The sequence below is a fragment of the Alloiococcus sp. CFN-8 genome (assembly GCF_049943125.1).
Classification (GTDB): Bacteria; Bacillota; Clostridia; order Clostridiales; family Clostridiaceae; genus JAEXZL01.
Window position 1 is genome coordinate 2,209,964 of record NZ_CP188040.1, and the last position, 26,262, is coordinate 2,236,225.

Below are 26,262 nucleotides of genomic sequence, written 5' to 3' on the forward strand. Positions count from 1 at the left end.
GAGGTAAATATTAGTGGGAAAAATAAATAGTTACTTCAAGAAGTATTTTTCCGTAAAGCCCAAGGCTGCATTTGTAGGAGCTTTGGTAATGGTTACTGTCCTTTTAGTATTCTTCAATATGAGGAAGACTATAGCCATCACAATAGATGGGGAGGAACAAACAGTAGTAACCTTTAAAGATACCGTTGCAGCGGCATTGGAGGAGTCAGGGATTACCCTGGGACCTAAGGACGAAATACAACCATCCTTGGACACGGCCCTTAAAAATAATACTATAATCAATATAGAAAGGGCTGTAACAGTTAGTGTTACTGTGGATGGGAAGCAACTAAGTATTCTAACCAATGAGGATAGTCTAGGACAGTTATTAGCTCAGGCTGATATCACTCTTGGTGAAGAGGATGTTATCAAGCCTGGTGTGGATTCCCCTTTAGAAGAGGGTATGGAGGTAGTTATTACAAGAATAGCTACTGAATACGAAAAGTCCACCGCTACTATTGACTACACCACAGAAGTTAAAAAGGACTCTAGCATGCAAAAAGGAAAGAGCAAGGTCCTTCAGGAAGGTGTTCCTGGTGAGAAAGAAATAACCACAAAGGTGGTTTATGAAGATGGTGTAGAGGTTAGTCGTGAAGTAGTAGAAGAAACTACTAAGAAAGCTCCGGTGAATAAAATAGTAGCTGAGGGTTCAGGACAAGTTATAGTAGCATCAAGAGGTGGAGTTTCCGTAAATGTTAATGAAAATGGAGTTCCTTATAGTACTTCGGTTCTCACAGTTAAAGCAACAGCCTATTGGAGAGGTGACGATGGTGGAACCATCACAGCTACAGGAACAGTACCTGTTAGGAGTACCAGTGGATGGAGCACAATCGCCGTAGATCCTCGTGTCATCCCTTATGGAACAAAGGTTTATGTTGAAGGCTATGGCTATGCTATTGCTGAAGACACCGGTGGAGCCATTAAGGGCAACAGAATTGATGTATTCATGAATTCTGCTGAGGAGTGTTATAGCTGGGGTGTAAGAAGTGTAAAGGTTCATATTTTAGGCAGTAATTAAACAAATTAAAAGAGCAGCTGTTGCTGCTCTTTTAATTTGTTTTTTTATTCTTACTATCAATACTTTATTCTTTAAGAATTATATAAAAATAACAGGAAAAAATAAAAATACTTTGTAAAAAATAATAATTATAGTATAGTTTTAATGTATGTTATTGTATTTTTAAATTGAAAGGAAGTAGCTTCGTGATAAAAGAGGTTATTGTTGTAGAAGGACGAGATGATGTAACCGCCGTAAAAAGAGCAATAGATGCTGAGTGCATAGCTGTAGGAGGTTTTGGCATAAATAGTGAAGTTATAAGAAGGATTAAGGAGGCACAAAAAAGAAAAGGTGTTATAGTGCTTACAGATCCGGATTTTGCAGGAGAAAAGATCAGAAGGATTATTTCAAAGAGAGTTCCTGGAATAAAGCATGCTTATATTACCCAGGAGGAAGGCTTGAAGGATGGAGATATAGGGGTAGAGAATGCAGAGCCTGCTGTGATTATTAATGCTCTAGAAAAAGCTAAGGCTACCTTAGAGGTAAAAGAAGAAATCTTTAATATGCAGGATTTATATTATTTTGGGTTATCAGGACACCCAGAATCAAAGCATAGACGAGATATCTTAGGAAAAGAGTTGGGAATAGGCCTTGGAAATGGAAGACAGCTTATAGCAAGGCTTAACAGCTACGGGATAACTAAGGAAGAGTTTCTTAAGGCAATGAATAAAATTCATGGGCAAGGAGAGGAGAAATAAATGGATTTAAACACCTTAGAGCTAGTGAAAAAATATAATTTTAAGTTTACTAAAAGCTTAGGACAAAATTTCCTAGTAGATGATTCTGTATTAAAGGACATAATTGAGGGGGCAGAAATTTCTCCAGAGGATCATGTAATTGAAATAGGTCCTGGAGTAGGAACCCTTACAGCAGAGCTTCTAAAGAAGGCTAAGAGAGTAACAGCCTTAGAGCTTGATGCTTCTTTAATTCCTATACTTTTAGAGGAGCTTAAGGATAGAGAGAATTTTACCCTTATTAATAAAGATGCATTAAAGGTAGACTTTAAAGAAATTATTAATGAAGGAGAGAAGGTTAAGGTAGTAGCTAATCTACCTTACTATGTTACCACACCTATAATAGCTAAGCTCCTTAATGAAGGGGTGAATTTTGACTCCTTAACTATAATGATTCAAAAGGAAGTAGCTGAAAGAATAAATGCTTGTCCAGGTACCAAGGATTATGGAGCTCTTTCCCTGTTAGTGCAGTATTATTGTGATACAAAGATAATTAGGAGGGTTCCACCGGCAAGCTTTATTCCAAGACCTAAGGTAGATTCTATTGTTATTAAGCTTATTAAGCTTCCGGGGGCAAGAGTAGAGGTAAGGGATGAGGCTGTATTTTTTAAGGTTATAAGAGAAGCCTTTAATATGAGAAGAAAGACCCTCTCTAATGCTCTGAAAAACATGGGCTTATCTAAGGATGCACTGGAGGAAGCCTTTAAGGAAGCAGATATAGACAGCAGGAGAAGAGGAGAAACCTTATCCATAGAAGAGTTTGCCTCCTTAGCTAATAGTATAAATACTAGACTATAAGGGGATTGATATGAAAAATATAAAATTAGCCATATTTGATATGGATGGATTGATGCTGGATACAGAAACCTTATATATCGATGCCTGCTTAGCTATAGCTAATGAAAATAATTATAATGTTTCTAAAGAGCTGCTTTTTAAAACAATTGGTATAACTGCAGCAGATGAAGAAAATATCCTGCGTAATGCCCTTGGTGAAGATTTTCCTCTAGATACCTACAGAGAAAATACCATAGAGTCCATGTTTAATAGGATAGAGCAGGAGGGTGTAGCAGTAAAGGAAGGACTGCTGGAGCTATTAGATTTTCTTGAAGAAAATAATGTTTTAAAGGTAGTGGCTACCTCTAGATATAGAGATAAAGCGAAGTGGCTTTTAGAAAAGGCAGGTATTAAAGATAGATTTAATGATATTATCTGTGGCGATGATGTGAAAAATGGGAAGCCAGCACCGGATATCTTCTTAAAGGCCTGTGAGCTTATGGGAGTGAATAAATCTGAAGCAGTGGTTTTAGAGGATTCTATTAATGGTTTAAAGGCAGCGAAGGCTGCAGAGATAAAATGTATACTTATACCAGATATAATAAATCCTACTCCTGAAGAGGAGAAGCTGGCTTACATAAAGCTGAAAAATTTAAAAGAAGTAATTAATCTTAATATAAGATAATTATTAAACCCTAGCTCCATAAGAGCAGGGTTTTTTCTATTTATGCACAAAACAGTCTATTTTTTTTGGGGGCTTCATATACTATATGGAATAAATAAATGCGGAGGGACTATAACTTGGCACATAGCAGACTGTATAGAAGCTTTTTAATATTACAGGAAGCAGAAAAAGGTTATTCCATAGCTTCAGATAAGCCCATCTCAGCCTATACTAAGATTGAGGGGAAGAATGATAGCTGTAGGATTTCCTTCTATGCACAGAATCTAAAAAAGGATAATTATCATATGCTGCTTATTTGCGGCAAAAAGGGTGTTAACAAAAATATAAGCTTAGGTCCATTGAACATAAATGAACAGGGAAGAGCAGAGGTTAGTGGTGATTATGTTATAAATAATATAGCTGGCACGGGGATCCCTATGAACAGTATATCTGGCGCTGCAATAATCATTCTAAGGGATGATAAAATAAAGGCAGTAATGAAAGGATATATGAATGGTGAGAAGGAACCTATGGAGTGGACTGACTTTCCTTTAATGAATGCATGTAAGGCAACGGAAGAGTCTTCATCACCAGAGCCGGAAGCTGTTCAGCAGGTGATGATAACACAGCCTTCAGAAGCTCCTGCTCCTTCAGAGCCCGCTGCACCTTCCATGGAGGAACAGAGTCCTGCTTCTGAAATAATAATTCCACAAGAAGAGCAGAGGGCTGCAGCTGAGGCGGAGGATATCCCTCAGAAAGAGGAGCCAGCTTCATCATCAGAAGTGATTATTGTTCAAGAGGCCGCAGAGGATGAAGGAAGAGCTTTATTAAACGCTGATGAAGCTAAAGAAGAATCCGATGAAGGGACAAATAGAAGGGTTGATATAATCTCTTCTAAGAGTGGTAATGATATTTCCATAGAGGAGCTAGAGGCCCTTAAGGCATTTATTAAGGAGCAGGAGCTACGACTTGGAATAGCGCCGAAGGAAGAAAAAGAAGAGAATATCCTTACTGAGAATTTATTAGAAACCTTAGAAGCAAAGGAAGCTAGAAATGGTGTTTTTGATAATGTATCTCCAGAGCTTAAAAAGGATATAGAAGAATTGAATTCTATAGATATAAAGGGTTTTAAGAGAGATCAAGAAGAAAATGAATTTGATAGCTATGAAAAGTCTATTGAAGAAAATAAGCTTAAGCTCATGGAAAATAATTATGATGAGCTAAATAAAAAATTTAACTTAAGAGGTAGTGTAGGAGAATTTTTCCTGGAATTGGCTAAGGACTTTGAGCCATTAGATCTGGAGGATTCAGAAATAAAGTATTGTAAATGGTATAGGGTTCCTGTAGAAAGTGTTGATGAGCTCTGCGATATATCTAACTATAACAAATATACCGTGGCTTATTATCCAATGATTAATTACTACCCCTATATAAAAAATCATAAGCATTTTATTTTAGGTTTAAAAGGAGATAAGAAAGGGAGTATGAAATATCTTGTATATGGTATTCCTGGAGGTAAAGGAAAGCAGGAACAGCCCTATGGAGGAAAGTCTGGCTTCGTAACCTGGATCCCCTGTGACAAAAATGAAGATAAAGGCTACTGGCTCATGTTCTATGATTTCAAAAACTCCGTTATTGTAGTGCCCATAAGGCAGGAGGAATAGCCTAATCAGAGGATTATACCTAAGTTAAATTTGCAAAAGCTGATGGAGGAAGGGGGGCCAGTGATGAAAATTGATTATGGTAAGATAAAGTTTAATAGAAAGCAATTAGGGATAACTCTGATACTTCTTGGCCTTATGGCTGTTATGATATCAGGTGGAGAGATATTCAAGGATAAGTTAAAGGAAGTAGCTCTTATGGAAGCTGATATGAACATTATGAAAGATATATCTAATGATCAGCCTAAGGTTTCCTTTAGTGTCCCGGAAGGGTGGGATGTTAGTGCAATGCCTTATACTTCTAATAATTTAAGATATTATTCAGAATATACCTCCAGAGAAAATACTATAAATGGATATGTAAAAGTCTTTATCAGTGAAGAAGATGTGTTAGAGATGATTAAAAGAGATAAAATAGTAATTAAAGCCAGCTATCGCCTGGAGGATTATAAAACAGAGATGGTTAAAATTGGTGATAGTAATGCAAATCTTGTAAGCTATTTATTCTATAATGAAAATAAAGAAGGCTTTGTTGCAAAAGAGTATTATTTGATGGACAAGAAAAATTTAGTTAAGATGTGCTTTTATACTTCAAAAGATAGCTATAAAGATAATATGCTTATTGCTTTTCAGACTATTTTAGAGAGCTTTAGAATTGAATAGACTAGAAAATGCTATGGGTCGAGGAGGGAGATAGATTATCCTTCTCGGCCTTTTTTATTGGATAAGCTATTGTTGATTAAAAGGGATTATGGGATTATAATTTAATCAGATTTTGTATATAGGGGGATTAACATGAGACCAGTTTTATATAAACTTTTTGGTATAGAAATATACAGCTATGGCTTTATGATAGCCATAGGTATAATTGCTGCTGTGCTGCTTCTCAATAAGAGGGCAAAAAAGCAGGGGTATAATGAAGATAAGATATTTAACATGACTATGATAGCTGTTATTGGTGGGATTTTAGGAGGGAAGCTCTTATATATTATCACTGAAATGAAATATTTTTTGGAAGACCCCCTAAGGGTTATAACTAAATTTGGAGAAGGCTTTGTGATATATGGTGCCATCGCTGGTGGTGCCCTGGCAGTAATTTTATATTCTAGAAAACAGAGATGGGAAGTATTAACACTTGTTGATATGATAATTCCTAGTGTTGCTATAGGTCAGGGCTTCGGTAGAATAGGTTGTTTTCTGGCAGGCTGCTGCTATGGTGCGGAAACTTCCTTCCCTATAAATGTTGTATTTAAGGATTCTTATTTTGCACCTAATGGAGTTCATCTTCATCCAACTCAGCTTTATTCCTCAGCCTTTAATTTTTTGCTAGCGCTTCTTCTTTTATGGTATGATAAAAGGAAGAAAAAGGATGGAGATACTTTAGCTCTATACCTAGTGGTGTATAGCATTGGAAGATTCATTATAGAATTTTTTAGAGATGATCCTAGAGGGGCAGTTGGAGTACTCAGCACATCTCAGTTTATTGCTATAATTACCTTCATTATGGGTATTGGAATATTTTTTATCCACCAGAGAAAGAGGAGAGAAGGAATTGTTTAATAAAAATAAAAGCTTACTTTTAATAGTTTTGATTATATGTCTATTCTTCACCGGCTGCAGCTATGTAGATAAGGCCAATACATGGCTGAAGCTTAAAAATGAGGATTTCGAATACCTAAAGGATGGAAATGTAGAGGAAATTGTTATACAAAGCACCAGAGATGTAGGCTTTAGGTTTATAGTGACAGATAAGAGAACTATTAAAGATTTATATAGTCTCCTGTCTTCAGGAAAGATAGTAGAGGATAAATCTGATCTTCAGCCTGATTATATCTTTGAGATACATCAATCCTCAGATAAGGTATATACCTTTAACTATGTTGCTGGTCTAGGTGGAAATGAGGGGAATTTTTATAATGACGAAAAAATATACAGGGTAAATAAGAGATTGGATAATGATATTATCAGCAATATGTCCTACCTAAGAAAACCAAGAGATTTTAATGATATTTATTATGGCTCCATACTTTCTGTGCTGTCAAAGTATGGTTCTGAAATAAACCCAGAGGGTAAGAGGATTGGTGTAAATCTCTCTGATGACTTAGACTGTGCAAAGTACATACTTTCTGCAGATTTGGAGGATTTTAAGTATGATCTTAAAAACACCATGAAAAATGGTGAGCTGATAGACGGAAATAATAAGGAGTATCCTATAGTTCTTACAGTGAAAACTGAAGGCTACAAAACCAATGTATACAAGAGTATTTTGACTCTATATAATAATGAAGATGGCAGTGAGAAGGAGTATTATGTAAGAGGGGATCATGAAAACAGAAGCTGGGATATTAAGATATTTCAAGAAAAACCATCAGACTGGTAAAGAAAAGAACCTTATCCTTCCCATGCAATAAGATTTTTTAATACAATTAATGGAGGTTTAATATAATATGTCAATTTCAATTGGAACAACCAAGGGTGAAAATAAAATGCCAAAAATGCTTCCTAGGCATGGAAGAATTAAAAATATAATTGGAGTAATCAGTGGTAAAGGAGGAGTAGGTAAGTCTACAGTTACTGGAATTATAGCTTCTAAGCTCGCTGAATCTGGTTACAGGGTTGGAGTTTTAGATGCGGACATCACTGGACCGTCTATGCCAAGATTTTTTGGTATAAATAATCAGAGAGCGGAAATAATACCTCTAGGTAATAAGGAAAATGAGTTTATGTTTTCGCCTGTAAAGTCCAGCCTGGGTGTAAAGGTAATGTCTATGAATTTATTATCAGAGGTGGAGGATCAACCGGTTTTATGGAGAGGCCCTGTTATTAATGGAGTATTGAACCAAATGTTTACTGATACTGCTTGGGGAGAGCTGGATTATTTGCTTATAGATATGCCTCCAGGAACAGGAGATATAGCCTTAACAGTTATGCAGAGCTTTCCTATAAACAGCTTAATCATAGTTTCTACACCTCAGGATATGGTTTCTATGATAGTTAAGAAGGTAGTGATCATGGCTGAGAGGCTTCAGGTTCCTGTGAAGGGTGTAGTTGAAAACATGTCCTATATTATCTGCGATAATTGTAAAGAAAAGCATAGAGTATTCAGCAAGAAGAGTGCTGAAGAGCATGCGGCTTATTTAGGTCTTCCTTTAATTGCTGAGCTCCCTATTAATCCAGATTTAGCAGAAGCTCTAGAGGAAGGGAGAACAGAAACCTATGCTGCCCTTAATCCAGTTTATGATGCTTTAGGAGCTAGAGCTGTCAGATAGTCTATCTTATAAAGCATGATAATAAATGCTTAGTTGAGAGGAGGTTATTGCAATGAAAGCAATAGTTGACAAGGATACATGTATAAGCTGTGGACTTTGTCCATCAATATGTCCTGATGTATTTGAGTTTGATGATGATGGAAAGGCCACTGCTATAGTAGATGAGGTGCCTTCAGAAATGGAGGATACAGCACAGGAAGCAGCAGATAGCTGTCCTGTAAGTGCCATATCGGTAGAATAACTAAAAGTTTCAACAAAAAAGCTATGAGTGAATTAAGATTTCACTCATAGCTTTTATTATGCAGCAGCAGCTTTTAATCTAGCTAAGGGAAGTGCTGCAAAGATTACCAGGGTAATAAGCAGCTCTGGTAGCAGATAGCTACCATTATATATTATTGAATATATCCAGGGATTTTGACTGCCGGCGTATTCGTAAAAGAATATAACACCAGAAAGAACGTGGGCAGTAAATCTTAAAAATACTGCAGAAGTACAGCCTAGATAGGTATTTTTAAAATAGCCAGCAGTACCTAGAAGCATAAAGGGTAGAGGATAGTCCAAAAGCACCTGCATTGGATGTATTATATAAGGACCTGTTATGAGGTTTAATATACCATATACAAGGCCTCCCACAAAGCCCACCTCGGGCCCATATATAAAGGCTAATAATAATATTGGGACCATACTACCGAGGGTTATACTTCCTCCTTGGGGCAATCTGTAAAGAGAAATAGAACCTAATATTGTGGAAAGAGCTACAGTTACGGCTATTAATACCAGTATTTTAGTATTAAGCTTTACTTTTTTTAATCTAACCAGCAGTACTAACATCACGGCCAGAGCTATTATGGTTATTATAGTGCTTGGCTTACTAAAAAGGTAGCTCAGCTTACCAGGTAAGTCTTGAAACATTTCCTGAAGCTTTAATAGAAAATCATTGATAATTTGCATATACATACCTCCTGTGGTGCGCCAAGAATAAAAATAAAAGGTCATATTCCTATGGGAATATGACCATTAATTCAAATTAATAGCTTCCCTACGCTGGTATTAGCCAGATCAGGTTAAAGGGTTAATGATATAATCATCTCTCAGCCATAGGCACCCCTAGCACACCTTATATTGTGTATATATCATATCATTAAATGGAATAACTTTCAATTAAAGGTGGTGGAATTTATAATTATTTAATAAAAATGTAATTCTCTCTGAACTAGGGGGTTCTCCGTGATATGGGAGCCTGAGGATATTATTTTAGATGCTTTTAGAGCTTCTCCTGGCTTTATTATTGAATCAGAAGGAGGGGGTAAGATAACAGTTTCAGCATAACCACCCTCATAATAAACTACTGCTTCTTTGTTTATAAAATCTATAACTTTTTTATTCATAATCTTTCCTCCTCGTGGTTAATATTAGTTTCTCCAGAAGAAGGAAAATAATTCGGTATTATAATGAAATCAATTATTATAAGAAGAATAGATTTTATTTGAGTAAAGAAGAAAATTAAAGGAAGTAGTAATAGTCTGCTTCCTATGTATCCTTATAAAGATCGTTATATATTATTTTAAATACTTCCAGCGCTTCCTCTATCTTAAGCTGAAGTAGTTCCTTTTTATTATTCAGCTCTTTACTGCCTTCAGCAGTTAAGGTGTAAATCTTTTGAAACTTTTTTTCAGGATCATCCCATTGTCCTGTAATCAACTTTTGTTTCTCGAACTTTTTTAATAGTGGATATATACCGCCAGTAGAAGGTACCCACATGCCTTTAGTCCTATTACCAATTTTATGAGAAATTTCATTTCCATTAGTTGGACCGAGACTTATTATGTATAAAACATAAATGGGAAGAAGACCTTTTGTAAAAACCTGACCTACAGATTCTCTTTCTTTTTTTACCTTTTTTAGTTCACTAAGCTTTTGTTTATATTCCTCATAGAGTCTTTTTTCCTCGAGCTTTATATCCTCATCACTTAAAAAGTTTTGTGGCATATCTTAAGATTCCTCTTTAATCACAAAGCCTATTAGACCTGGTCCAGTGTGAACACCAAGAGCTGGTCCAATCTGACCAGTGTGGATATTTACTATATTTGGATGGTTTTTTATTAAAGGCATAAGCTTACTTGCGTCCTCTGGATCCCCGCCGTTTAATAGCCATATGCTGCATTTCCCTTTTTCTAAGTGTTCCGTTACTATATCAAGGAGTTTAGAATGGGACTGCTTCTTGCCTCTAGCCTTTGATTTAGTATGATATATTCCATCATCTCCCACGTGGATTATAGGCTTTAAATTAAGGAATTCTCCTATAGTTCCAGCTACTTTTCCTATTCTTCCACCTTTTCTAAGGTACTCCAGGGTTTCTATGGTGAAATAAACATGAGTTTTTTTTCTTAGCTTAGGTAGCTCCTCTAGAATTTCGTGATAGCTTTTACCCTCCTCTATCATTCTAGAGCATTCCAGCACAAGGGATCCCTGTCCCATGGTTAAGGTTTTTGTATCATATACAGTGCAGTTAAGCTTAGGATGATTCTCACACATGAGTCTTAAGCTATTAGCTGTACCAGATAGGTTTGAGGAAATCATTACAGCGATTACATGAGTATAGCCTTTGTTCTCAATATCTAAAAGTGTGTCTTCCATAAGCTGAACGCTAGGAAGTGAGGTTGAAGGTATTTCTGTAGTAAGTCTGGAATAAACCTCCTGGGCGGAAATCTCTACTTTATCCGCATACTCTTTATCCTTGTATATTATTCTAAAGGGAAGCAGATATATATTTTTTTCTTTTAATACTTCTATATCAATGTCGCAGGAACTATCGGTTATTAGAGCTATTTTTTCCATACATAAACCTCCTATTTGTACTTCTGATTATATTATAGCATAGGTGATAACTATATCAATAGTGATAATGCTCACTGTTGATGTAAAGTAATTTAAATTTTATTAGTTGTTAATTGATTATATTCTAGAATTTAATACTTTTTTTATTTTAAATTACAATATTTTCAATTATAATATATATATCAGAAAATGAGGTGTTAATATGGATATGTTGAGAGTGGTTTTAATTACTATTTTAGTTTTCATAATAGTATGCCTTTTCGTGAGAATAGCTTATTTGAAAAAACGTCTTGCAGAAACTGACAGAATTAAGAAAGAGCTATATTCTTTAGGAGAAGAGATGACCACAGTGGAATCAATGGAAGAAGCCTCGGAGTTAATCCTTGATTCTGCCCTAAGGATTATCAATAAGGTTGATAAGGGCAGCATACTTATTGAGGACAAGGATGGACTATTTAAATATAGTGCTATAAGAGGTTATCCAAAGGAATTAAAGAAAATCACTCTAACTAAAGAAGAAATGTATCTAAATAATTATAATAAATTTAAAAACACAGCGATTATTAACAAACCATATGAATTCGATAAGCTAAATCTTCGCAAGGATAGGTATAATCATATGGTTAGCTCAGGAGGGATAGGAAGCATTTATTCCGTACTCAGTTCTCCAATTAAAATCAAGGGCAGACTCATCGGAGTAATAAACATTGATTCTATGAAAAAGTCTGTAGTATTTAATCAAGAGGATATACGTACAATGGAGCACATAAAAAATGAGTTAGAGCTTACTATCAGAAACTTTTTTTCTCAGGAGGAGTATAAATATACTTCTACCCATGATGAGCTTACAGGACTTTATAACAGAAGAACCTTAAGGCCATTTATTGAAAGAGAACTTATTAAAGTAAGAGAGAGAGGAATTAGCTCATATTTTTTGATTCTGGATATGGACGGCTTTAAAGGCATAAATGACACTTATGGACATGATATTGGAGATTTATCCTTAATACGGCTTGCCTCTTCTTTAAAAATGGGTTCTGGTAAGGATGCTATATGCATAAGGCTCTCTGGGGATGAATTTGTAGTAATATTTTCAAATACCTCTGAAATTGAAGTTAAGGCTAAGATGAAATGGTTAAAGGAAGAGCTTGAAAAAGAAATAGACGACTTACCAGCTTTGAGGTTTAGCTATGGGATGTCCGTTATAGAGAATATGGGTGAGAATACCTATGAAGAAATATTTAGAATAGCAGATAAGAACATGTATCATAATAAAAATATGAAAAAGAATAGGCTATACATAATTAACTAATATGAGCTGTAGTCTTTTCATTGAATTTAAGCTAATAATAAAAGAAGCTCTCTTAAATTAAAAAGGAGCTTCTTTTATTTTATCAGGAGCTATTCTCCATTAATAGTTATGTTAAAGCTGGGTGAGACGATATGCCACCAGGTGTTACCAACGGACATTGGTATTTTATTACCTGCTTGATCAAAGAGCTCAGTGGCATGATTTTCATTCTTTTTCCAAGTGATTTTTTCATAATGGCCAGAGGATATTAAAAAGCCTTCCCCCTCACCAGTAAGCCTAATATTAAGTCTTCCATCACCACGGGTTTCCATATCGGTTATCTGAATCACTATATTTTTGGTGCTTATAGAGCTTCCAGTTTCCCTATCAGTGCTATCAGTAGAGTTCATGGACTTATAGTACTCACCATCTTTATAGGTATAAGAGGTGGTATAGCTGCTGTTAGCCTTGATTATAATATTTTCAGCAGAGGTATGTGGGGTGTCGCTCCAGTAGCTATCCTGAAAGGTAAGTCCAGATGAGGGCTCTTTAATATAGCCAAGGTCTCCTATGAGGCTTCTGAGCTTTTCAGCAGAGGTATATAGATTGTGAGGAGCTTTTCTTGTGGAATCTCTCCAAAAATGGCTACCATATCTGAACTCATTAAGACTTAATCCCACTCCATTGCTGATAGATTCTAAGGCATCAGCACTGCCTCCGCAATGAGCAAAGGGAAGGTTATATTCCACAGATAAATCTAAGAAATAAGGACGAGCGCTTCTTATAGGTCCTATAATAGCAGGGGTTTTAGAATGAAAGAGTGCTATAAACCTTGGAATACCACCTTCTGCCATGGTTTCAAAAACTATATCTGCCTCTGTAAGACCTGATTGAGGCCTGGCTAGGTTTGAATTTTCCACTACAGCCATAAAGGGTATGTTTTCTTCTTCTGCTAAAGGCTCTCCAGTATATGGGGATGTAGGTAGCTGAGGGACTTCCTCTGCCTCCGGCTCCGGACTTTCTATTACTGGAGTTTCTTCAGTTATTTTTTCATCATCAACTTTTGAAATAAATAAGCTGCAGCCTGTGGTAGTAATAAGAAAAATCAATAACAAGCTGGGGATTAAAAGCAATCTAAAAAGATTTTTTCTATAGATAATCATTCTTTTCATAGTAGTTATCACTCCTTAAATAAATTGTACAATATAAGTTAAAAGGTTGCCAATGATTTCATCAAATGGCAGAGGAGATTATGAAATAAAATCCCATGCTGTAGCAAATAGATAATAATGGAAGGGTTATTAATATATTTACGTGGGATGCTACAAAATTAGTACTTTTGATAATTGCCTGACAATGTCTTGGGGGATATAATAAAAAAAGCACAATATATTGTGTGGGGAGGGCTGATTATGCTATATGTTTTAAAAAGGGACGGCCGAGAAAGTTCATTCAATTCTACTAAAATAACCTCTGCTATAAGGCGTGCTGCGGAGGAAATAGGAGAGAGTTTAAAGGAAAGTGAGCTAGTAGAGCTTACCCAAAGGGTTGTAAAGACTATTGAAGATAAGGACAAGTCTAATGTAACTGTAGAAGAAATTCAAGATATAGTTGAAGAAGTACTGAGAGAAAAGGGCTATAAGGGTATAGCAGCAGCATATTATACATATAGAAGTGAAAGAACTAAGGTTAGGGAGATAAAGTCAGATTTGATGAGGGCTATTAAAAAAATAGGGGTAGAAACTGATAGAGATAATGCTAATGTTGGCAATAACTTCAGCTCAAAGCTTCTAAGAATAGCAAGTGAATCAAATAAGTGGCATAATCTTGCTGAGATGCCAAAGGAGCTAGCAAGGGCTCATGAAAATGGTGATATATATTACCATGACTTAGACAGCTATAATCTCACCATTAACTGCCTTCACATTCCTACGGGAGAGATTTTGAAGAAGGGCTTTAACACAGGCTATGGCACAATCAATAGGCCAAAAAGGATAGAAAGTGCTGCGGAGCTATCCTGCATATTGCTTCAATCCACACAAAATGATATGTTTGGTGGACAATCTCATCCGGATTTTGATAACGATTTAGGTGAGTTTGTGGATAACACCAGGAAGGCAATAAGAGAAGAGCTTGTTAGCTATGGACTAGAGGGAAGGAAGCTGGAGGCTCTTATAGAAGAAAGAGTCAGAAAAGCTGTTGGACAAGCTATGCAGGGTATAGTTTATAATCTAAATACCATGCATTCAAGAGCAGGATCTCAGGTGCCTTTCAGTTCCATAAATATAGGGTTACCTAACTCTTCTGATGCAGCATTGGTTTGTGAGCTTTTCCTGAAGGAGTATGATAAAGGGCTTGGTAGAGGGGAACAGCCTATTTTCCCTAATATCATCTTCAGGGTTAAAGCTGGAGTAAATAGGGAGCCATCGGATCCTTATTATTATTTGTTTGAGCTTGCTTGCCGTGTAGCAGCTAGGCGCATGAATCCTACCTTTATGAATATAGATGCAGATTTTAATAGAGCTTATTATGATAAAGGCTACATGCCAGCAACCATGGGCTGTAGAACCTACGTTATGGCCAACATCAACGGGGAACCTGGAACTAAGGGAAGAGGTAATATTGCACCCACTACTATTAATCTTCCAAGGCTTGGAATACTGGCAAAGGGTAGTGAGAAGAAGTTTTTCATGCTCCTTGAAGAAAGATTGGAACTGGCTAAGAGAGCCCTCCTCCATCGATATGAGGTTTTGAAAAAGCTTAGAATTAAGGATTTACCCTTCGTAGCTGGACAAGGACTGATGAAAGGGTCAGAAGGCTTAGGTTTAGAGGATTCTATTGAACCTATTCTAAAACAAGGTACCTGGGGCATTGGATTCATAGGGCTTGCAGAGACTCTAACAGCTCTTACAGGTTATCATCATGGGGAGACAGAGGAAGCCCGAAGCCTTGGCACTAGAATAATCACCTTTATGAGAGATTACACCGATAGAACTACCCAGGAAACCAGGCTTAACTGGAGCACCTATGCCACTCCAGCAGAGGGGCTAAGCGGTAGATTTATCCTTCAGGATAAAAGAATATTTGGAGAGCTTAAGGGAGTTACTGATAAGGATTACTACACCAACTCTTATCATGTCCCTGTAGACTTCCCAATATCTATAAAGGATAAAATACATATAGAAGCACCTTATCATAAGCTCTGTAATGCTGGGCATATTAGCTATGTAGAGGTTGATGATATGCCTGATGGTGAGACAATCAGAGATATAATATCCTATGGATATAAAAATACTAATATAAGCTATATAGGTGTGAACTTCCATATAAGATACTGTAGAGATTGTGGCACTCATCTCCATGCAGGAGAGAACAAATGCCCAAAATGCAAAAGCTTTAATATTCAGGGTATTTCTAGAATTACCGGATATCTAAGTCTTGATGAAAGATTTGGTCCGGGAAAGGTGGCAGAGAAGGCCGATAGAATATCCCATATAGGTGAAAATGTCCACTGCTATGAATAACATATTAAATAAAGGCTATGGCTTGTCATAGTCTTTATTATTTTTATCTAGTAGGTTAAAATTAACATAAATAGCGCAGTAATATTTAAAGAAAATAGCGCTGGAGATGAGGAAAGATATATGGCAATATTCTTTAGAGAAAATGTGGGAAACAGCATGGATATATTTCATAGTCTATATATACTTGCCAATGAAGAGCAATTTACAAAAAAAATAATCAATGATGATAAATCTATCAGTTCAGCTTTTCTTAAGTTTATAAATTATGCTAAGAATAATTGTTCTAAAGATTTAGAGTCTATTCAGTTCTTTTTTAAGGAGCATTTTGATAAAAGACATAGCTTTACCTTATATTATCTACTGGTTGATAGGGTTCTCCATGAAGAGGTAGAGAGCATTGAAGATATACTTGATGGAATATCCGGAGATGATAAAGAGCTTTTTTCTATAATAGCAGAAAGGCTTATGGAGTACATAAAAAGATACTCTAAGGGAATAGATTTAGAAACCAAGGAGCTGAATAAAGACAGCCTTGTTGAACTTTTAGAAGGATATGGACTACCATCTGAAGCAAAATGGAATATATATCTTATGCTTAGCAAGCCTTCTGAATATGTAGATAGATTTATAGCCTTAGTGAGAAATTATCTGCCTATCTATAAGAAGATTATTAATAAATTTTCAGATAAGAAAAAGAAATTTAATGAAGTTGTGCAAAAAGAGGTTAAAAGCCATGGGATAGATTATATAAAGAGCATGGAGCTTTTTGAGGAACCGGAGACCTATGACAATATTTATATAAGCACCATTACCTTCTTTTATGGAAATGTTGTATATGATATAAAGGATAATAATCTTTATTTATATTTAGGTATAAAGTATAAAGAAGCACTTGATTCCTATAGAGGAAAAAATAGAAGGGATCATACAATAAACCTCATGAAGGCTATGGGTGATGGAAGCAGGTATGAAATATTATCTATACTTAATGAAAGGGATAGCTATGGTCAAGAGCTTGCCGAAGCCATGAATCTCAGCACGGCAACTATATCGCACCATATGAATCTTCTCCATACTCTGGGGCTTGTAACGGTGGAAAAGATAGATAATAGGATGTATTATAGGCTGAGAAAAGAAGCTTTAAAAAAATATATTAAGGATTTTAGTGAGGATTTTAATCTATAAAAGCTGCCTTATTTGGCAGCTTTTATTATCAGTGGAAAGCTCTCGGAAGGGCTAAAGGGAGAGGCTTTAAAATCTCCATAGCAGCTGATGCTTGAGAAGCTGCTTTCCTCTAGAAGCTTAATAAGGGAAGCCTTCCTCAGTGCTATTAAAGGTATGCTGTTTTTATAGCTCACGGATTTGCTATTCTCTGTTATTATTAGCTCTGTATCAAAGCTAACAGTATTTTCATCTTTAAAGGAATAGCTTCTGTGGAAGATTACTTTTTCTTCAGGAGTAAGATCCCCCTTAAGAGTTGGAAGGGTATTCACTCTTTTATCTAGAATTCTATCATAGTTCACAATTTGAATTATAATATCTCCATGATCCTCTAAGAGTGAGTGAAGCTTCTTGAGAAGGACAAGAATTTCTGAGGAGTCCTTTAAGTGCACTAGGGAATTGCCTATACAAAATATCCTGCGGAATTTTCCGGAGATAAGGTCATCCACTTCAGTCATGTCTCCTTCATAAGCCTTTATATCTAAATTTAATTCAGCTGCCTTCTTTTTTAATCCTTTAATCATATCACCATCTAAGTCTAAGGCGCATAGGTCATATCCTTTTTCGCTTAAGGATATTGAGTAAGACCCTTTGCCACAGGCTAAATCTAATATCTTATCACCCTTTGACATATCCTTTTCTAAAAAACTCAAGGTCATGGGCTGCAGGGGAAAGACTACATCGTAGACTCTGCTAAGCTCACTGTAAAAACTCATATTTCCTCCTTCACCGATATTTGCGGTTAGAATGTTTTAAATATATTATATACTAATTACTCTTATTAAGCTCATAATTTATAAAGCGTGTTAGATGATTATCGAATTGAACTTGACAAGTATCTAAATCTGTATTAATATTTGAAATAGATACTCATCTAATTACATTTTAAGTAAAGCATTATGCAGCATGAGCTGTAGAGCTCATAGTTATATCTATGACTCTTTTCACCCTGTGGTTTCTTTAAGTATATTCTTAAAATAACTGCAGTTTTTTTTTGCCTTTTTTTAGCTTCAAGTATATATAAGCTCTAAGGTTTACATATCTTTATCTTCTTTGGTACACTATATATAGAAGTAACAAAAATTTTTATAGAATCCTACATAAAGGAGGAAACCGATGGATAACAAGGAATTTGATTTACTTGCACTAGGAGAGATATTACTTAGGCTTTCTCCACCCTATAATGAAAGATTAGTCCGTGGGGATATTCTACAGAAGCAAGCAGGTGGAGCAGAATTTAATGTGGTTTCTGGAGTATCTCTTTTAGGTCTTAGAACTGGTATAATTTCAAGAATTCCGGCAAATGATATAGGAACCTTTGTGAAAAATCATATCCGCTTTTGTAATGTCAGTGATGATTATCTAATATATGATAAATCTGAGGATTCAAGGTTAGGTATATATTTTTATGAAAATGGGGCTCATCCTAGGAAACCAAGAATTGTATATGATAGGTTAAATACATCCATGAAAAAGATTTCTATTGAGGATATACCTGATTCTATTTATTCCTCAACTAAATGCTTTCATACCAGTGGAATTACCCTGGCTCTTGGTGAACAGGTACGAAAAACAGCAGTTGAAATGATTAGGCGTTTTAAAGAGAAGGGGGCCTTAATATCCTTTGATGTAAACTTCAGGGGAAACCTATGGACTGGAGATGAGGCTAGAGAATGTATAGAGAGTATACTTCCTTATGTGGATATTTTCTTTTGCTCTGAGGATACAGCAAGATTAACCTTTCATAAAGATGGAGATATAAGAAGTATGTTAAAAAGCTTTACTGAGGATTATCCTATTTCTATAGTTGCAGCTACTCAGAGAATAGTACATAGTCCAAAGCACCATACCTTTGGTTCTATAATATATAATTCATCAGAGGATAAATACTATTATGAAGAACCTTACAAAAACATCGATGTGGTAGATAGGATAGGAAGCGGTGATGCATATATCTCCGGTGTTCTATATGGTCTATTGGCTCATGCCTTTGATTGCAGAAAGGCATTAGAATATGGTAATGCCACTGGTGCAGTAAAAAACACTATACCTGGGGATCTACCTTCCTCTGACTTAAGAGAGATAGATACTATAATTAAGGTCCATAGCTCAGGAGAGCAGGGATTAGAGATGGTTAGATAAATAAGCTCCTAAAGGGGCTTATTTTATTACGAAAAATAAAGGACAATATCTCAAATACTATGATAAAATTATAGATATATATGGAAAAAAGTTATTAGGAGGTCTATAATTTGCAGGGGATTAACAGTGAGAATATTATTATTATACTAGTAATTATTTTTTTATTTTATTTAGCTATAAAGTTTATTAAGGGAATACTAAAGCTCATAATTTTAATAATTCTCTTCTTTACCCTGGGGCTTAGCTTATATAATGTTTTTATCCTTAAGAAGCCTATTAGCTATGAGGTAAACAGATATAAGGTAGACTTTGTATATTTTAAAGAAGCTGCAGAGCTTAATAAAGAAGCTGGAAAAGCAATAAACTCTATAAAGAAGGAAGAGTCTATAGAGGAGCAGATATTAATACTAGAGGAGCTTTATAGCAAGGCAGCTAGCTTAGAACACAGTGAAGAAATTAAACCTATACATAATACTTATTTAAAAAATCTTCAGAGGATTATAAGTACAGCAAGGCTGTATTATAATTCCCAAGGGTCTAAGGAAGCTCTGCAGGAGCTTACGGATAATTATGATTCATTAACCTTGAGATTCAAGGATATATTATTTCCTAAAAAATAGGAGGAGAGATTATGAGGGTATATATAAGTGCTGATATTGAAGGGGTAGCAGGGATTGCCGCCTGGGAGGAAACAGTAAAAGGGGGTAAGGGTTATGAGACTCATGCCCTTCAGCTTACGAAGGAGGTTGAAGCGGCCTGCAAGGGAGCCATAGAAGCAGGAGCTCAAGAGGTATATGTGAGGGATGCTCACGATTCTGCTAGAAATATTAATTTTAATCTCCTTCCTGAAGAGGTATATCTCCAGAGAGGCTGGGCCCAGGAGCCCTCATGCATGGTTAGTGGCATAGATAGGGGCTTTGATGCAGCAATTTTTATTGGCTATCATTCAAGAGCAGGTAGTAATAAAAGTCCATTGGCCCATACTTTAAGCACTAATATAGAGTACATAAAGCTTAATGGAAGGAAGGTCAGTGAATTTGTTATCAATGCTTATACTGCAGCCTATTATAAGGTTCCCGTGGTATTTGTCAGCGGTGATAAAGAGCTGATGGAAGAGGTTTATGAGTATAATAGTCATATCAGCACCCTCTCTACAAAAGAAGGGGTAGGAGATAGCGTTATATCAATCCATCCAGAGAGAGCTATAAGAGAGATAAGGGATGAGGTAAGAGAAGTTCTTTCCAAGGGCTTTTTAGAGTGTATCCTCACACTTCCTGAAGCTTTTCAGGTGGAAATAAGCTATAAGAGCCATCAGTCAGCTTATAGAATGTCCTTTTATCCTGGTGCTTCCTTGAAGGATGAACATACCATAGCCTTTAATACTGAAGATTATTATGAGGTTCTGAGATTTTTACATTTTGTTTCATAGTTAATATAAAATTATGCAGGGCCTTGAATATTCATTCGAGGCTCTTAAGCAGTTTACGGAGGGCTAATGAGTTACCAGGATATTTTCACCATAACGAATTATGCAAGACAAGCTATGCTTCTGGAGGTTTCAGCTACTCCTAAACCTGGATTGGTGGATAGGTTAAATAGCGGAGCTCATAAGGATATGAATTATCATACCTTTTTAACAAGCAGTAATTCAGTATTTAAAGGTCTTTATAGCTGTGCTTTAGAAGGAGCCACCTTCAAAGAAAACGGCGGTCCAAAGCTCTTAGCTAGACTTAGAGAAATTGGAAAAGAGTGTGAAAATAATATGCTCAGAGCCACTGGGGGTGTAAATACCCACAAAGGGTTGATATTTTCCTTTGGAATACTGCTGGCAGCTACCGCAAGGCTAATGGAGAATGGGATGAAGCTTGGATATGAAGGAAGCTCTGAAATTATATGTGAAGAGGTAAAGAGAATTACTAAAGGTCTCTCTAGAGGAGATTTCCAGGACTTAAGTCACAAGAAGAAGCCTACTCATGGAGAATCTATATATGTAAACTATGGAATAAAAGGAATCAGAGGAGAGGTAGAGGAAGGCTTTCCTACGGTGATGCATAAGGGTCTTCCCCTATTTAAAAAGAAGGATATTAAAGAGCTAGGATTAAACAGTGTACTACTGCAGGTGTTAATGACCTTTATAGCCTATAATCAGGATACAAATATAATATTTAGGGGAGGTATGGAGGGGCTTTCCTATGCTCAAGAAGAGGCTTATAGCTTTTTATCCTCAGGAGGGGTATATAATAAAGAATACTATAGATATTTAAGTGATTTAAATGATAAATTTATTGAAAAAAATATAAGTCCTGGAGGGTCAGCAGATCTTTTGGCAGTAGCAATATTTCTTGCATTTGCTGATGGATTACTATAAGGGGAGGAATGTTTTTATGAGTGGTGAAAAAAGAATTTCCCATGAAGATATATTAAAGGATAGAGAATGGAGATGGGAGAAACAAAGAGAATTACTGGATAGATACAGACTTCCTCTAGTATCCTTAAAGCTTAATATTCCTGGTGACATAAAGAGTAATTCCTTGTATATAAAAATAATAAATGCAGGAATTAATGCATTTTTAGATAAAATAGAGGAAAAATCTATGGAAAAAATATGGTATAAGTGTTACTATAAGGATGAAGGTCCGATCTTTTTAGGAGTTTTAAATATTGACTCTTTTAGTCTAAAGAGACTTACTCTTGACATAGAGGAAAAGCATCCCTTAGGCAGGCTGTTTGATTTTGATGTTTGGGAAAATAGCTCTCATCAACTATCTAGAAGGGAGCTGGGATATGGTTTTAGAAAGTGCTTCCTCTGTGAGGAAAATGCATTCATATGTTCTAGAACTAGAAGGCACAGTGTAGAGGAGTTATTAGTTAAGATTAATAAAGAGGCAGAAGCTTATTTTTCCACCCTATGATATGAAAATAAGCGAATTTGTTCGACCTTAAGGAGTGAAAAGATGGTTAATAAAATTAGGATTACGGAAACAGCTTTAAGAGATGGACATCAATCCCTCATCGCTACAAGACTTAGCACTAAGGAAATGCTACCTATTCTTGAAAAAATGGATAGGGCAGGCTACTATTCCTTAGAGGTTTGGGGAGGGGCTACCTTTGATGCCTGTCTTAGATATCTTAAGGAGGATCCCTGGGAGAGACTTAGAGAAATGCGAAGGATTGTAAAGAATACTAAGCTGCAGATGCTCTTAAGAGGACAGAATCTTCTTGGATACAAGCATTATCCCGACGATGTTGTAGAAGAATTTATTACAAAATCCGTTGAAAACGGTATCGACATAATTAGAGTTTTTGATGCCCTCAATGATATAAGGAATATGCAGACATCCATAAGAGCTATAAAAAATGCAGGTGCTCACTGTCAGTGTGCTTTAAGCTACACCATCAGTCCTGTTCATACAATAGAGTATTACGTAGAGCTGGCAAAGGAGATGGAAGGCTTAGGAGCTGATTCTATATGCATAAAGGATATGGCTGGTATACTAACTCCCTACAAGGCATACGAGCTGGTAAAGGAGCTGAAGGCAGCGGTAAATATTCCAATAGAGCTTCATACTCACTGTACCGGAGGTACTGCTTCCATGACCTACTTAAAGGCAGCGGAAGCAGGGGTAGATATCATAGATACAGCAATATCTCCCTTCGGTGAAGGAACCTCACAGCCTGCTACAGAGGCAATAGCTATAACTCTTTCTGAGGGAGGAAGAGGCACTGATCTAGATATAAATCTTTTAGGAGAAATCGCAGATTATTTTAAACCTATAAAAGAAAAATATAGAGAAGAAGGTATATTTAATCCAAAGGTAATGGATGTAGAGCCCAAGACTCTATCCTATCAGGTCCCAGGAGGTATGCTTTCCAATCTTCTGTCACAGCTGAAGCAGCAGGGAGCCTTACACAGGTATGAGGAAGTCCTCAGGGAAATACCCAGGGTAAGAGATGATTTAGGCTATCCACCACTAGTTACTCCATTAAGTCAGATGGTAGGAACCCAAGCTCTTTTCAATGTGTTGGCTGGTGAGAGGTATAAGCTTATTCCAAAGGAGATAAAGGAGTATGTTAAAGGCCTTTATGGTAAATCTCCTGCGCCTATAAGTAGAGAAATAAAGGAAAAGATTATTGGGGAGGAAGAGGTAATAACCATAAGACCTGCTGATTTATTAGAACCAGGACTTGAAAGAGGACGGAAGGAAGCAGGAGAAATGGTTAAATCCATGGAGGACGTTTTATCTTATATTCTATTCCCGCAGGTTGCTATGGATTACTTTAAATATAGAGATGGACATTTAGATGGGACCGTGGAGAAGAAAGAAGAAGTTCATTACATTACTGTTACTATGTAAGCTGCTCCTCATTACCAAAGAACAATAATAAATTTAATTAAAAGATAATTTAGCTAGGTGGTGAACTATTAATGGGGTTACTAGATAAGCTCAGAGAAATTATAGGAGGTAAGAAAGAAGATGTATCTCCAATAGCTTCCGAGAATAATGAATTAAACCTTATGGATACACAAGGAGAACTTGAAATAGATGAAGAAGATAAGCTAGTAGTAGCTCTGGCTGCTTCAATTATGGCTGGTAAGGATAAAAATAATTCCTATTATCATATTACTAAAATCAGAAGAATAAAATAAGCTGAAATCTTAAGCTATATTACAAAATAGAAGGTAAATTGGGGGTCAAGGATGAAAAAGTATATTATCAAGCTTAATAACAAGGTATATGAAGTAGAAATGGAGGAAGTAACCTCAGAGGAAAGTAGCAAGCTATCTCAAGGGGGAGAGATAAAAAGCACTAGCACTGTCCCACAAAAGGAAGTAGCTGCTAGTGGAGGAGAAAATATAGAAGCACCTATGCCTGGTACAATCCTCTCTGTCAAGGTGAAGGTAGGAGATACAGTTAAGAAGGGTGATTTGCTTTTAATATTAGAAGCAATGAAGATGGAAAATGAAATTGTTTCACCAGTGGACGGAAGGATTTCTCATGTAGGGGTAAATAGTGGCGCTATGGTTAATCCCGGAGATATCCTTATAACTATAGGATAAGGGGGATTTTAATAGTGGAAACTTTAATAGCTGGAATAACAGCTCTTTCTTTGAAACAGGTTATAATGTGGGTAGTGGGAGGGGTTCTTATTTACCTTGCAATAAAAAAAGAATTTGAGCCTGCACTGCTGCTTCCCATGGGCTTTGGAGCAATCATTGTTAATTTTCCCTCCACAGGGGTTTTAACTCAAATTGTAGGAGGAACTGAGGTAGAAGGTATACTGGATTTCCTATTTCAAGGAGGTATTGCCACGGAGCTGTTTCCTCTTTTGATATTCATAGGTATTGGTGCCATGATAGACTTCGGACCTCTACTTCAAAATCCATTTATGCTGCTTTTTGGAGCAGCAGCACAATTTGGGATATTTTTCACCGTGTGCATTGCAGCTCTTTTTGGTGGCTTTACAATACAGGAAGCTGCTTCTATAGGTATTATTGGAGCAGCAGATGGTCCTACCAGCATATTTGTTACTTCTCAGCTGGCATATCACTTATTGGGTCCTGTAACCATAGCAGCCTATTCTTATATGGCGTTAGTTCCTATAATTCAGCCCTTTGCTATCAAGCTGGTTACTACCAAAAAAGAAAGAAGCATAAGGATGAAGTATGAGGCTGCGGCAGTTTCCAAAACCACTAAGATATTATTTCCTATAGTAATAACTATAATTGCTGGTCTTATCGCACCGATATCATTACCTCTTATTGGGTTCTTAATGTTTGGTAACCTATTAAGAGAATGTGGAGTGCTAGACAGACTTTCCTCATCAGCACAAAATGAGCTAGTTAACATAGTAACTATTCTTTTAGGTATTACTATTGCAACAAAGATGACTGGAGAGGAATTTCTACAGTTTGATACACTATTGATTATTGGACTAGGACTTATTGCTTTTATCGCTGATACCATCGGTGGGGTACTTTTTGCAAAGCTTATAAATGTTTTTAGAAAGCTTGGCAATAAACCACCGATAAACCCTATGATAGGTGCTGCAGGAATATCTGCTTTCCCAATGTCTGCTAGAGTTATTCAAAAGATGGCTCAGAAGGAAGATCCTCAGAACTTTGTACTTATGTATGCTGTGGGAGCCAATGTAGCAGGACAGATAGCCTCTGTTATTGCCGGTGGACTTATTCTGGCTTACTTTATGTAATAATCAAAGGAGGATGAGGAAATGAATATTAATGAGAACTTACCTGCGTTTTTCGATGGACTAAAGCTTATGGTTTTTGGCATGATAGGAATATTTCTAGTTTTGACAATTATATTTTTCAGCATAAAGGTTTTATTAAAGGTATTCCCTCCGAAATAAGCTTTAATAAAGGTATTTAAGGTATTATTTGAGTTATTTTTAGATATAAATCACCTTTAAGGGATATAAAAATGGGCTTCGCTTTAACGATTGATAAATCGCTAGCGAAGCCCATTTTAATTTACATTGTTTGTTTAGCTATTAGCTTCTCTTTGAAAATTGATTCTTGCATTTAGGACAGGTTACAGTGATTTTTCCCTGCCCCTTTGGAACTCTTAGAGTCTGTCTACAGCTGGGGCATAGGAAATATTTATGGTTCTTATCCTTTGCTCCTTTAGTGAAGGTAGTGAACTGCTTCTTCAAAGGAAGCCAGGTTTTATCCTTAATTGGATTCCAGAAGTTTAAAAACTTTAGGTTTTCAGCAGCTCTTTTATAAGTATTTCTAGATAAAATTCTGAAATAGGTCAGTGCAATTATTACAATGGACAATAGATTAATGAAATATATGTTAGTAGCAGTAGATATAAAGCTTAATAAAACTCCAAGGATTAAGAGTGCAATGGAAAGCTGATCCACTCCATATCGTCCATACATAAATCTTCTTAGAAAATTCATTCTCAACACCTCTTTATAGATTTTGGAAGCAGATATGTAAAACACCTGCTAAGTTACTTCACCTTTCAAAGAAAAGTGGAACAATAAATATTATAGCATTAACTATTAAATAATGGTTAAG

Annotated in this window: 30 protein-coding genes and 1 riboswitch; of the genes, 23 read left to right on the plus strand and 7 right to left on the minus strand. The window is 36.2% G+C overall.

All coding sequences use genetic code 11. From position 1 onward, the window contains the following. Positions 1-13: 13 nt before the first annotated feature. From ACPWSR_RS10135 to ACPWSR_RS10180, 10 genes are all read left to right on the plus strand, one after another. On the plus strand, positions 14-1,057 hold the full coding sequence (locus ACPWSR_RS10135) for a ubiquitin-like domain-containing protein (RefSeq protein WP_426348121.1): 1,044 nt from the start codon (positions 14-16) through the stop codon (positions 1,055-1,057). A gap of 185 nt (positions 1,058-1,242) precedes the next feature. Continuing rightward, complete coding sequence (rnmV, locus tag ACPWSR_RS10140; RefSeq protein ID WP_426348122.1) at positions 1,243-1,794, plus strand: ribonuclease M5; 552 nt, start codon at positions 1,243-1,245, stop codon at positions 1,792-1,794. After that, positions 1,795-2,628, plus strand: coding sequence for a 16S rRNA (adenine(1518)-N(6)/adenine(1519)-N(6))-dimethyltransferase RsmA (gene rsmA / locus ACPWSR_RS10145; RefSeq protein ID WP_426348123.1), 834 nt, complete (start codon positions 1,795-1,797; stop codon positions 2,626-2,628). A gap of 10 nt (positions 2,629-2,638) precedes the next feature. After that, complete coding sequence (locus ACPWSR_RS10150; protein WP_426348124.1) at positions 2,639-3,292, plus strand: HAD family hydrolase; 654 nt, start codon at positions 2,639-2,641, stop codon at positions 3,290-3,292. Positions 3,293-3,408: 116 nt separating this feature from the next. Then, complete coding sequence (locus tag ACPWSR_RS10155) at positions 3,409-4,935, plus strand: hypothetical protein (protein ID WP_426348125.1); 1,527 nt, start codon at positions 3,409-3,411, stop codon at positions 4,933-4,935. Between the two features lie 63 nt (positions 4,936-4,998). Further along, a complete protein-coding gene (locus tag ACPWSR_RS10160; RefSeq protein ID WP_426348126.1) occupies positions 4,999-5,595 on the plus strand; it encodes a hypothetical protein in 597 nt (198 codons plus the stop codon). 132 nt (positions 5,596-5,727) lie between these two features. Then, complete coding sequence (locus tag ACPWSR_RS10165; protein WP_426348127.1) at positions 5,728-6,492, plus strand: prolipoprotein diacylglyceryl transferase; 765 nt, start codon at positions 5,728-5,730, stop codon at positions 6,490-6,492. Beyond that, positions 6,485-7,312, plus strand: a complete 828-nt coding sequence (locus ACPWSR_RS10170) for a hypothetical protein (RefSeq protein ID WP_426348128.1) — start codon at positions 6,485-6,487, stop codon at positions 7,310-7,312. The genes ACPWSR_RS10165 and ACPWSR_RS10170 overlap by 8 nt, the downstream gene beginning before the upstream one ends. 67 nt (positions 7,313-7,379) lie before the next feature. Next, positions 7,380-8,201, plus strand: coding sequence for an Mrp/NBP35 family ATP-binding protein (locus ACPWSR_RS10175; RefSeq protein WP_426348129.1), 822 nt, complete (start codon positions 7,380-7,382; stop codon positions 8,199-8,201). 52 nt (positions 8,202-8,253) lie between these two features. Next, a complete protein-coding gene (locus tag ACPWSR_RS10180; RefSeq protein ID WP_426348130.1) occupies positions 8,254-8,442 on the plus strand; it encodes a ferredoxin in 189 nt (62 codons plus the stop codon). Between the two features lie 56 nt (positions 8,443-8,498). Here ACPWSR_RS10180 and thiT read toward each other — a convergent pair whose 3' ends face one another. The 4 genes from thiT to ACPWSR_RS10200 all read right to left on the minus strand — a co-directional run bounded on the left by thiT (position 8,499) and on the right by ACPWSR_RS10200 (position 11,039). Then, positions 8,499-9,152, minus strand: coding sequence for an energy-coupled thiamine transporter ThiT (gene thiT, locus ACPWSR_RS10185; RefSeq protein ID WP_426348131.1), 654 nt, complete (start codon positions 9,150-9,152; stop codon positions 8,499-8,501). Between the two features lie 68 nt (positions 9,153-9,220). Beyond that, positions 9,221-9,320, minus strand: a riboswitch (TPP riboswitch). A gap of 68 nt (positions 9,321-9,388) precedes the next feature. Next, complete coding sequence (locus tag ACPWSR_RS10190; protein ID WP_426348132.1) at positions 9,389-9,589, minus strand: hypothetical protein; 201 nt, start codon at positions 9,587-9,589, stop codon at positions 9,389-9,391. 142 nt (positions 9,590-9,731) lie between these two features. Then, positions 9,732-10,190, minus strand: coding sequence for a PadR family transcriptional regulator (locus ACPWSR_RS10195; protein WP_426348133.1), 459 nt, complete (start codon positions 10,188-10,190; stop codon positions 9,732-9,734). A 3-nt stretch (positions 10,191-10,193) separates the two neighbouring features. Then, on the minus strand, positions 10,194-11,039 hold the full coding sequence (locus ACPWSR_RS10200) for a DegV family protein (RefSeq protein ID WP_426348134.1): 846 nt from the start codon (positions 11,037-11,039) through the stop codon (positions 10,194-10,196). A 202-nt stretch (positions 11,040-11,241) separates the two neighbouring features. Between ACPWSR_RS10200 and ACPWSR_RS10205 the strand changes: the two genes are divergently transcribed. Next, positions 11,242-12,351, plus strand: coding sequence for a diguanylate cyclase (locus ACPWSR_RS10205; RefSeq protein ID WP_426348135.1), 1,110 nt, complete (start codon positions 11,242-11,244; stop codon positions 12,349-12,351). 89 nt (positions 12,352-12,440) lie between these two features. Here the strand turns inward: ACPWSR_RS10205 and ACPWSR_RS10210 are convergent, their stop codons facing one another. After that, the gene (locus tag ACPWSR_RS10210; RefSeq protein WP_426348136.1) at positions 12,441-13,502 is read right to left on the minus strand and encodes a DUF3048 domain-containing protein; all 1,062 of its coding nucleotides are present in this window, start codon (positions 13,500-13,502) and stop codon (positions 12,441-12,443) included. A gap of 240 nt (positions 13,503-13,742) precedes the next feature. Here ACPWSR_RS10210 and nrdD point away from each other — a divergent pair, with 240 nt between their 5' ends. Next, positions 13,743-15,854, plus strand: a complete 2,112-nt coding sequence (gene nrdD, locus ACPWSR_RS10215; RefSeq protein WP_426348137.1) for an anaerobic ribonucleoside-triphosphate reductase — start codon at positions 13,743-13,745, stop codon at positions 15,852-15,854. Between the two features lie 120 nt (positions 15,855-15,974). Continuing rightward, complete coding sequence (locus ACPWSR_RS10220) at positions 15,975-17,039, plus strand: ArsR/SmtB family transcription factor (RefSeq protein ID WP_426348138.1); 1,065 nt, start codon at positions 15,975-15,977, stop codon at positions 17,037-17,039. Positions 17,040-17,047: 8 nt separating this feature from the next. On the opposite strand, the gene ACPWSR_RS10225 is transcribed toward ACPWSR_RS10220, so the two are convergent. Next, positions 17,048-17,791 (minus strand): class I SAM-dependent methyltransferase, encoded by a 744-nt coding sequence (locus ACPWSR_RS10225; protein WP_426348139.1) that lies wholly within the window; start codon positions 17,789-17,791, stop codon positions 17,048-17,050. 400 nt (positions 17,792-18,191) lie between these two features. Between ACPWSR_RS10225 and ACPWSR_RS10230 the strand changes: the two genes are divergently transcribed. From ACPWSR_RS10230 to ACPWSR_RS10275, 10 genes are all read left to right on the plus strand, one after another. After that, positions 18,192-19,217 (plus strand): sugar kinase, encoded by a 1,026-nt coding sequence (locus ACPWSR_RS10230; protein ID WP_426348140.1) that lies wholly within the window; start codon positions 18,192-18,194, stop codon positions 19,215-19,217. Positions 19,218-19,327: 110 nt separating this feature from the next. Then, positions 19,328-19,837: a hypothetical protein gene (locus ACPWSR_RS10235; protein ID WP_426348141.1), complete on the plus strand. Its 510-nt coding sequence runs from the start codon at positions 19,328-19,330 to the stop codon at positions 19,835-19,837. Between the two features lie 11 nt (positions 19,838-19,848). After that, positions 19,849-20,646 carry a M55 family metallopeptidase gene (locus ACPWSR_RS10240; RefSeq protein ID WP_426348142.1) on the plus strand — a complete coding sequence of 266 codons (798 nt, stop codon included), beginning with the start codon at positions 19,849-19,851 and terminating at the stop codon, positions 20,644-20,646. 66 nt (positions 20,647-20,712) lie between these two features. Then, positions 20,713-21,585, plus strand: coding sequence for a triphosphoribosyl-dephospho-CoA synthase CitG (citG, locus tag ACPWSR_RS10245; protein ID WP_426348143.1), 873 nt, complete (start codon positions 20,713-20,715; stop codon positions 21,583-21,585). Between the two features lie 16 nt (positions 21,586-21,601). After that, positions 21,602-22,129 (plus strand): citrate lyase holo-[acyl-carrier protein] synthase, encoded by a 528-nt coding sequence (gene citX, locus ACPWSR_RS10250; RefSeq protein ID WP_426348144.1) that lies wholly within the window; start codon positions 21,602-21,604, stop codon positions 22,127-22,129. A gap of 42 nt (positions 22,130-22,171) precedes the next feature. Next, entirely contained in the window at positions 22,172-23,572 is a 1,401-nt protein-coding gene (locus ACPWSR_RS10255; protein WP_426348145.1) for an oxaloacetate decarboxylase subunit alpha, read from the plus strand. Positions 23,573-23,643: 71 nt separating this feature from the next. Further along, positions 23,644-23,865, plus strand: coding sequence for a hypothetical protein (locus tag ACPWSR_RS10260; protein WP_426348146.1), 222 nt, complete (start codon positions 23,644-23,646; stop codon positions 23,863-23,865). A 51-nt stretch (positions 23,866-23,916) separates the two neighbouring features. Then, positions 23,917-24,276 (plus strand): biotin/lipoyl-containing protein, encoded by a 360-nt coding sequence (locus ACPWSR_RS10265; RefSeq protein WP_426348147.1) that lies wholly within the window; start codon positions 23,917-23,919, stop codon positions 24,274-24,276. A gap of 14 nt (positions 24,277-24,290) precedes the next feature. Further along, complete coding sequence (locus ACPWSR_RS10270; protein WP_426348148.1) at positions 24,291-25,427, plus strand: sodium ion-translocating decarboxylase subunit beta; 1,137 nt, start codon at positions 24,291-24,293, stop codon at positions 25,425-25,427. A gap of 21 nt (positions 25,428-25,448) precedes the next feature. Then, the gene (locus ACPWSR_RS10275; RefSeq protein ID WP_426348149.1) at positions 25,449-25,586 is read left to right on the plus strand and encodes an OadG-related small transporter subunit; all 138 of its coding nucleotides are present in this window, start codon (positions 25,449-25,451) and stop codon (positions 25,584-25,586) included. Positions 25,587-25,727: 141 nt separating this feature from the next. Here ACPWSR_RS10275 and ACPWSR_RS10280 read toward each other — a convergent pair whose 3' ends face one another. After that, positions 25,728-26,141, minus strand: coding sequence for a hypothetical protein (locus ACPWSR_RS10280; protein ID WP_426348150.1), 414 nt, complete (start codon positions 26,139-26,141; stop codon positions 25,728-25,730). Positions 26,142-26,262: the final 121 nt, after the last annotated feature.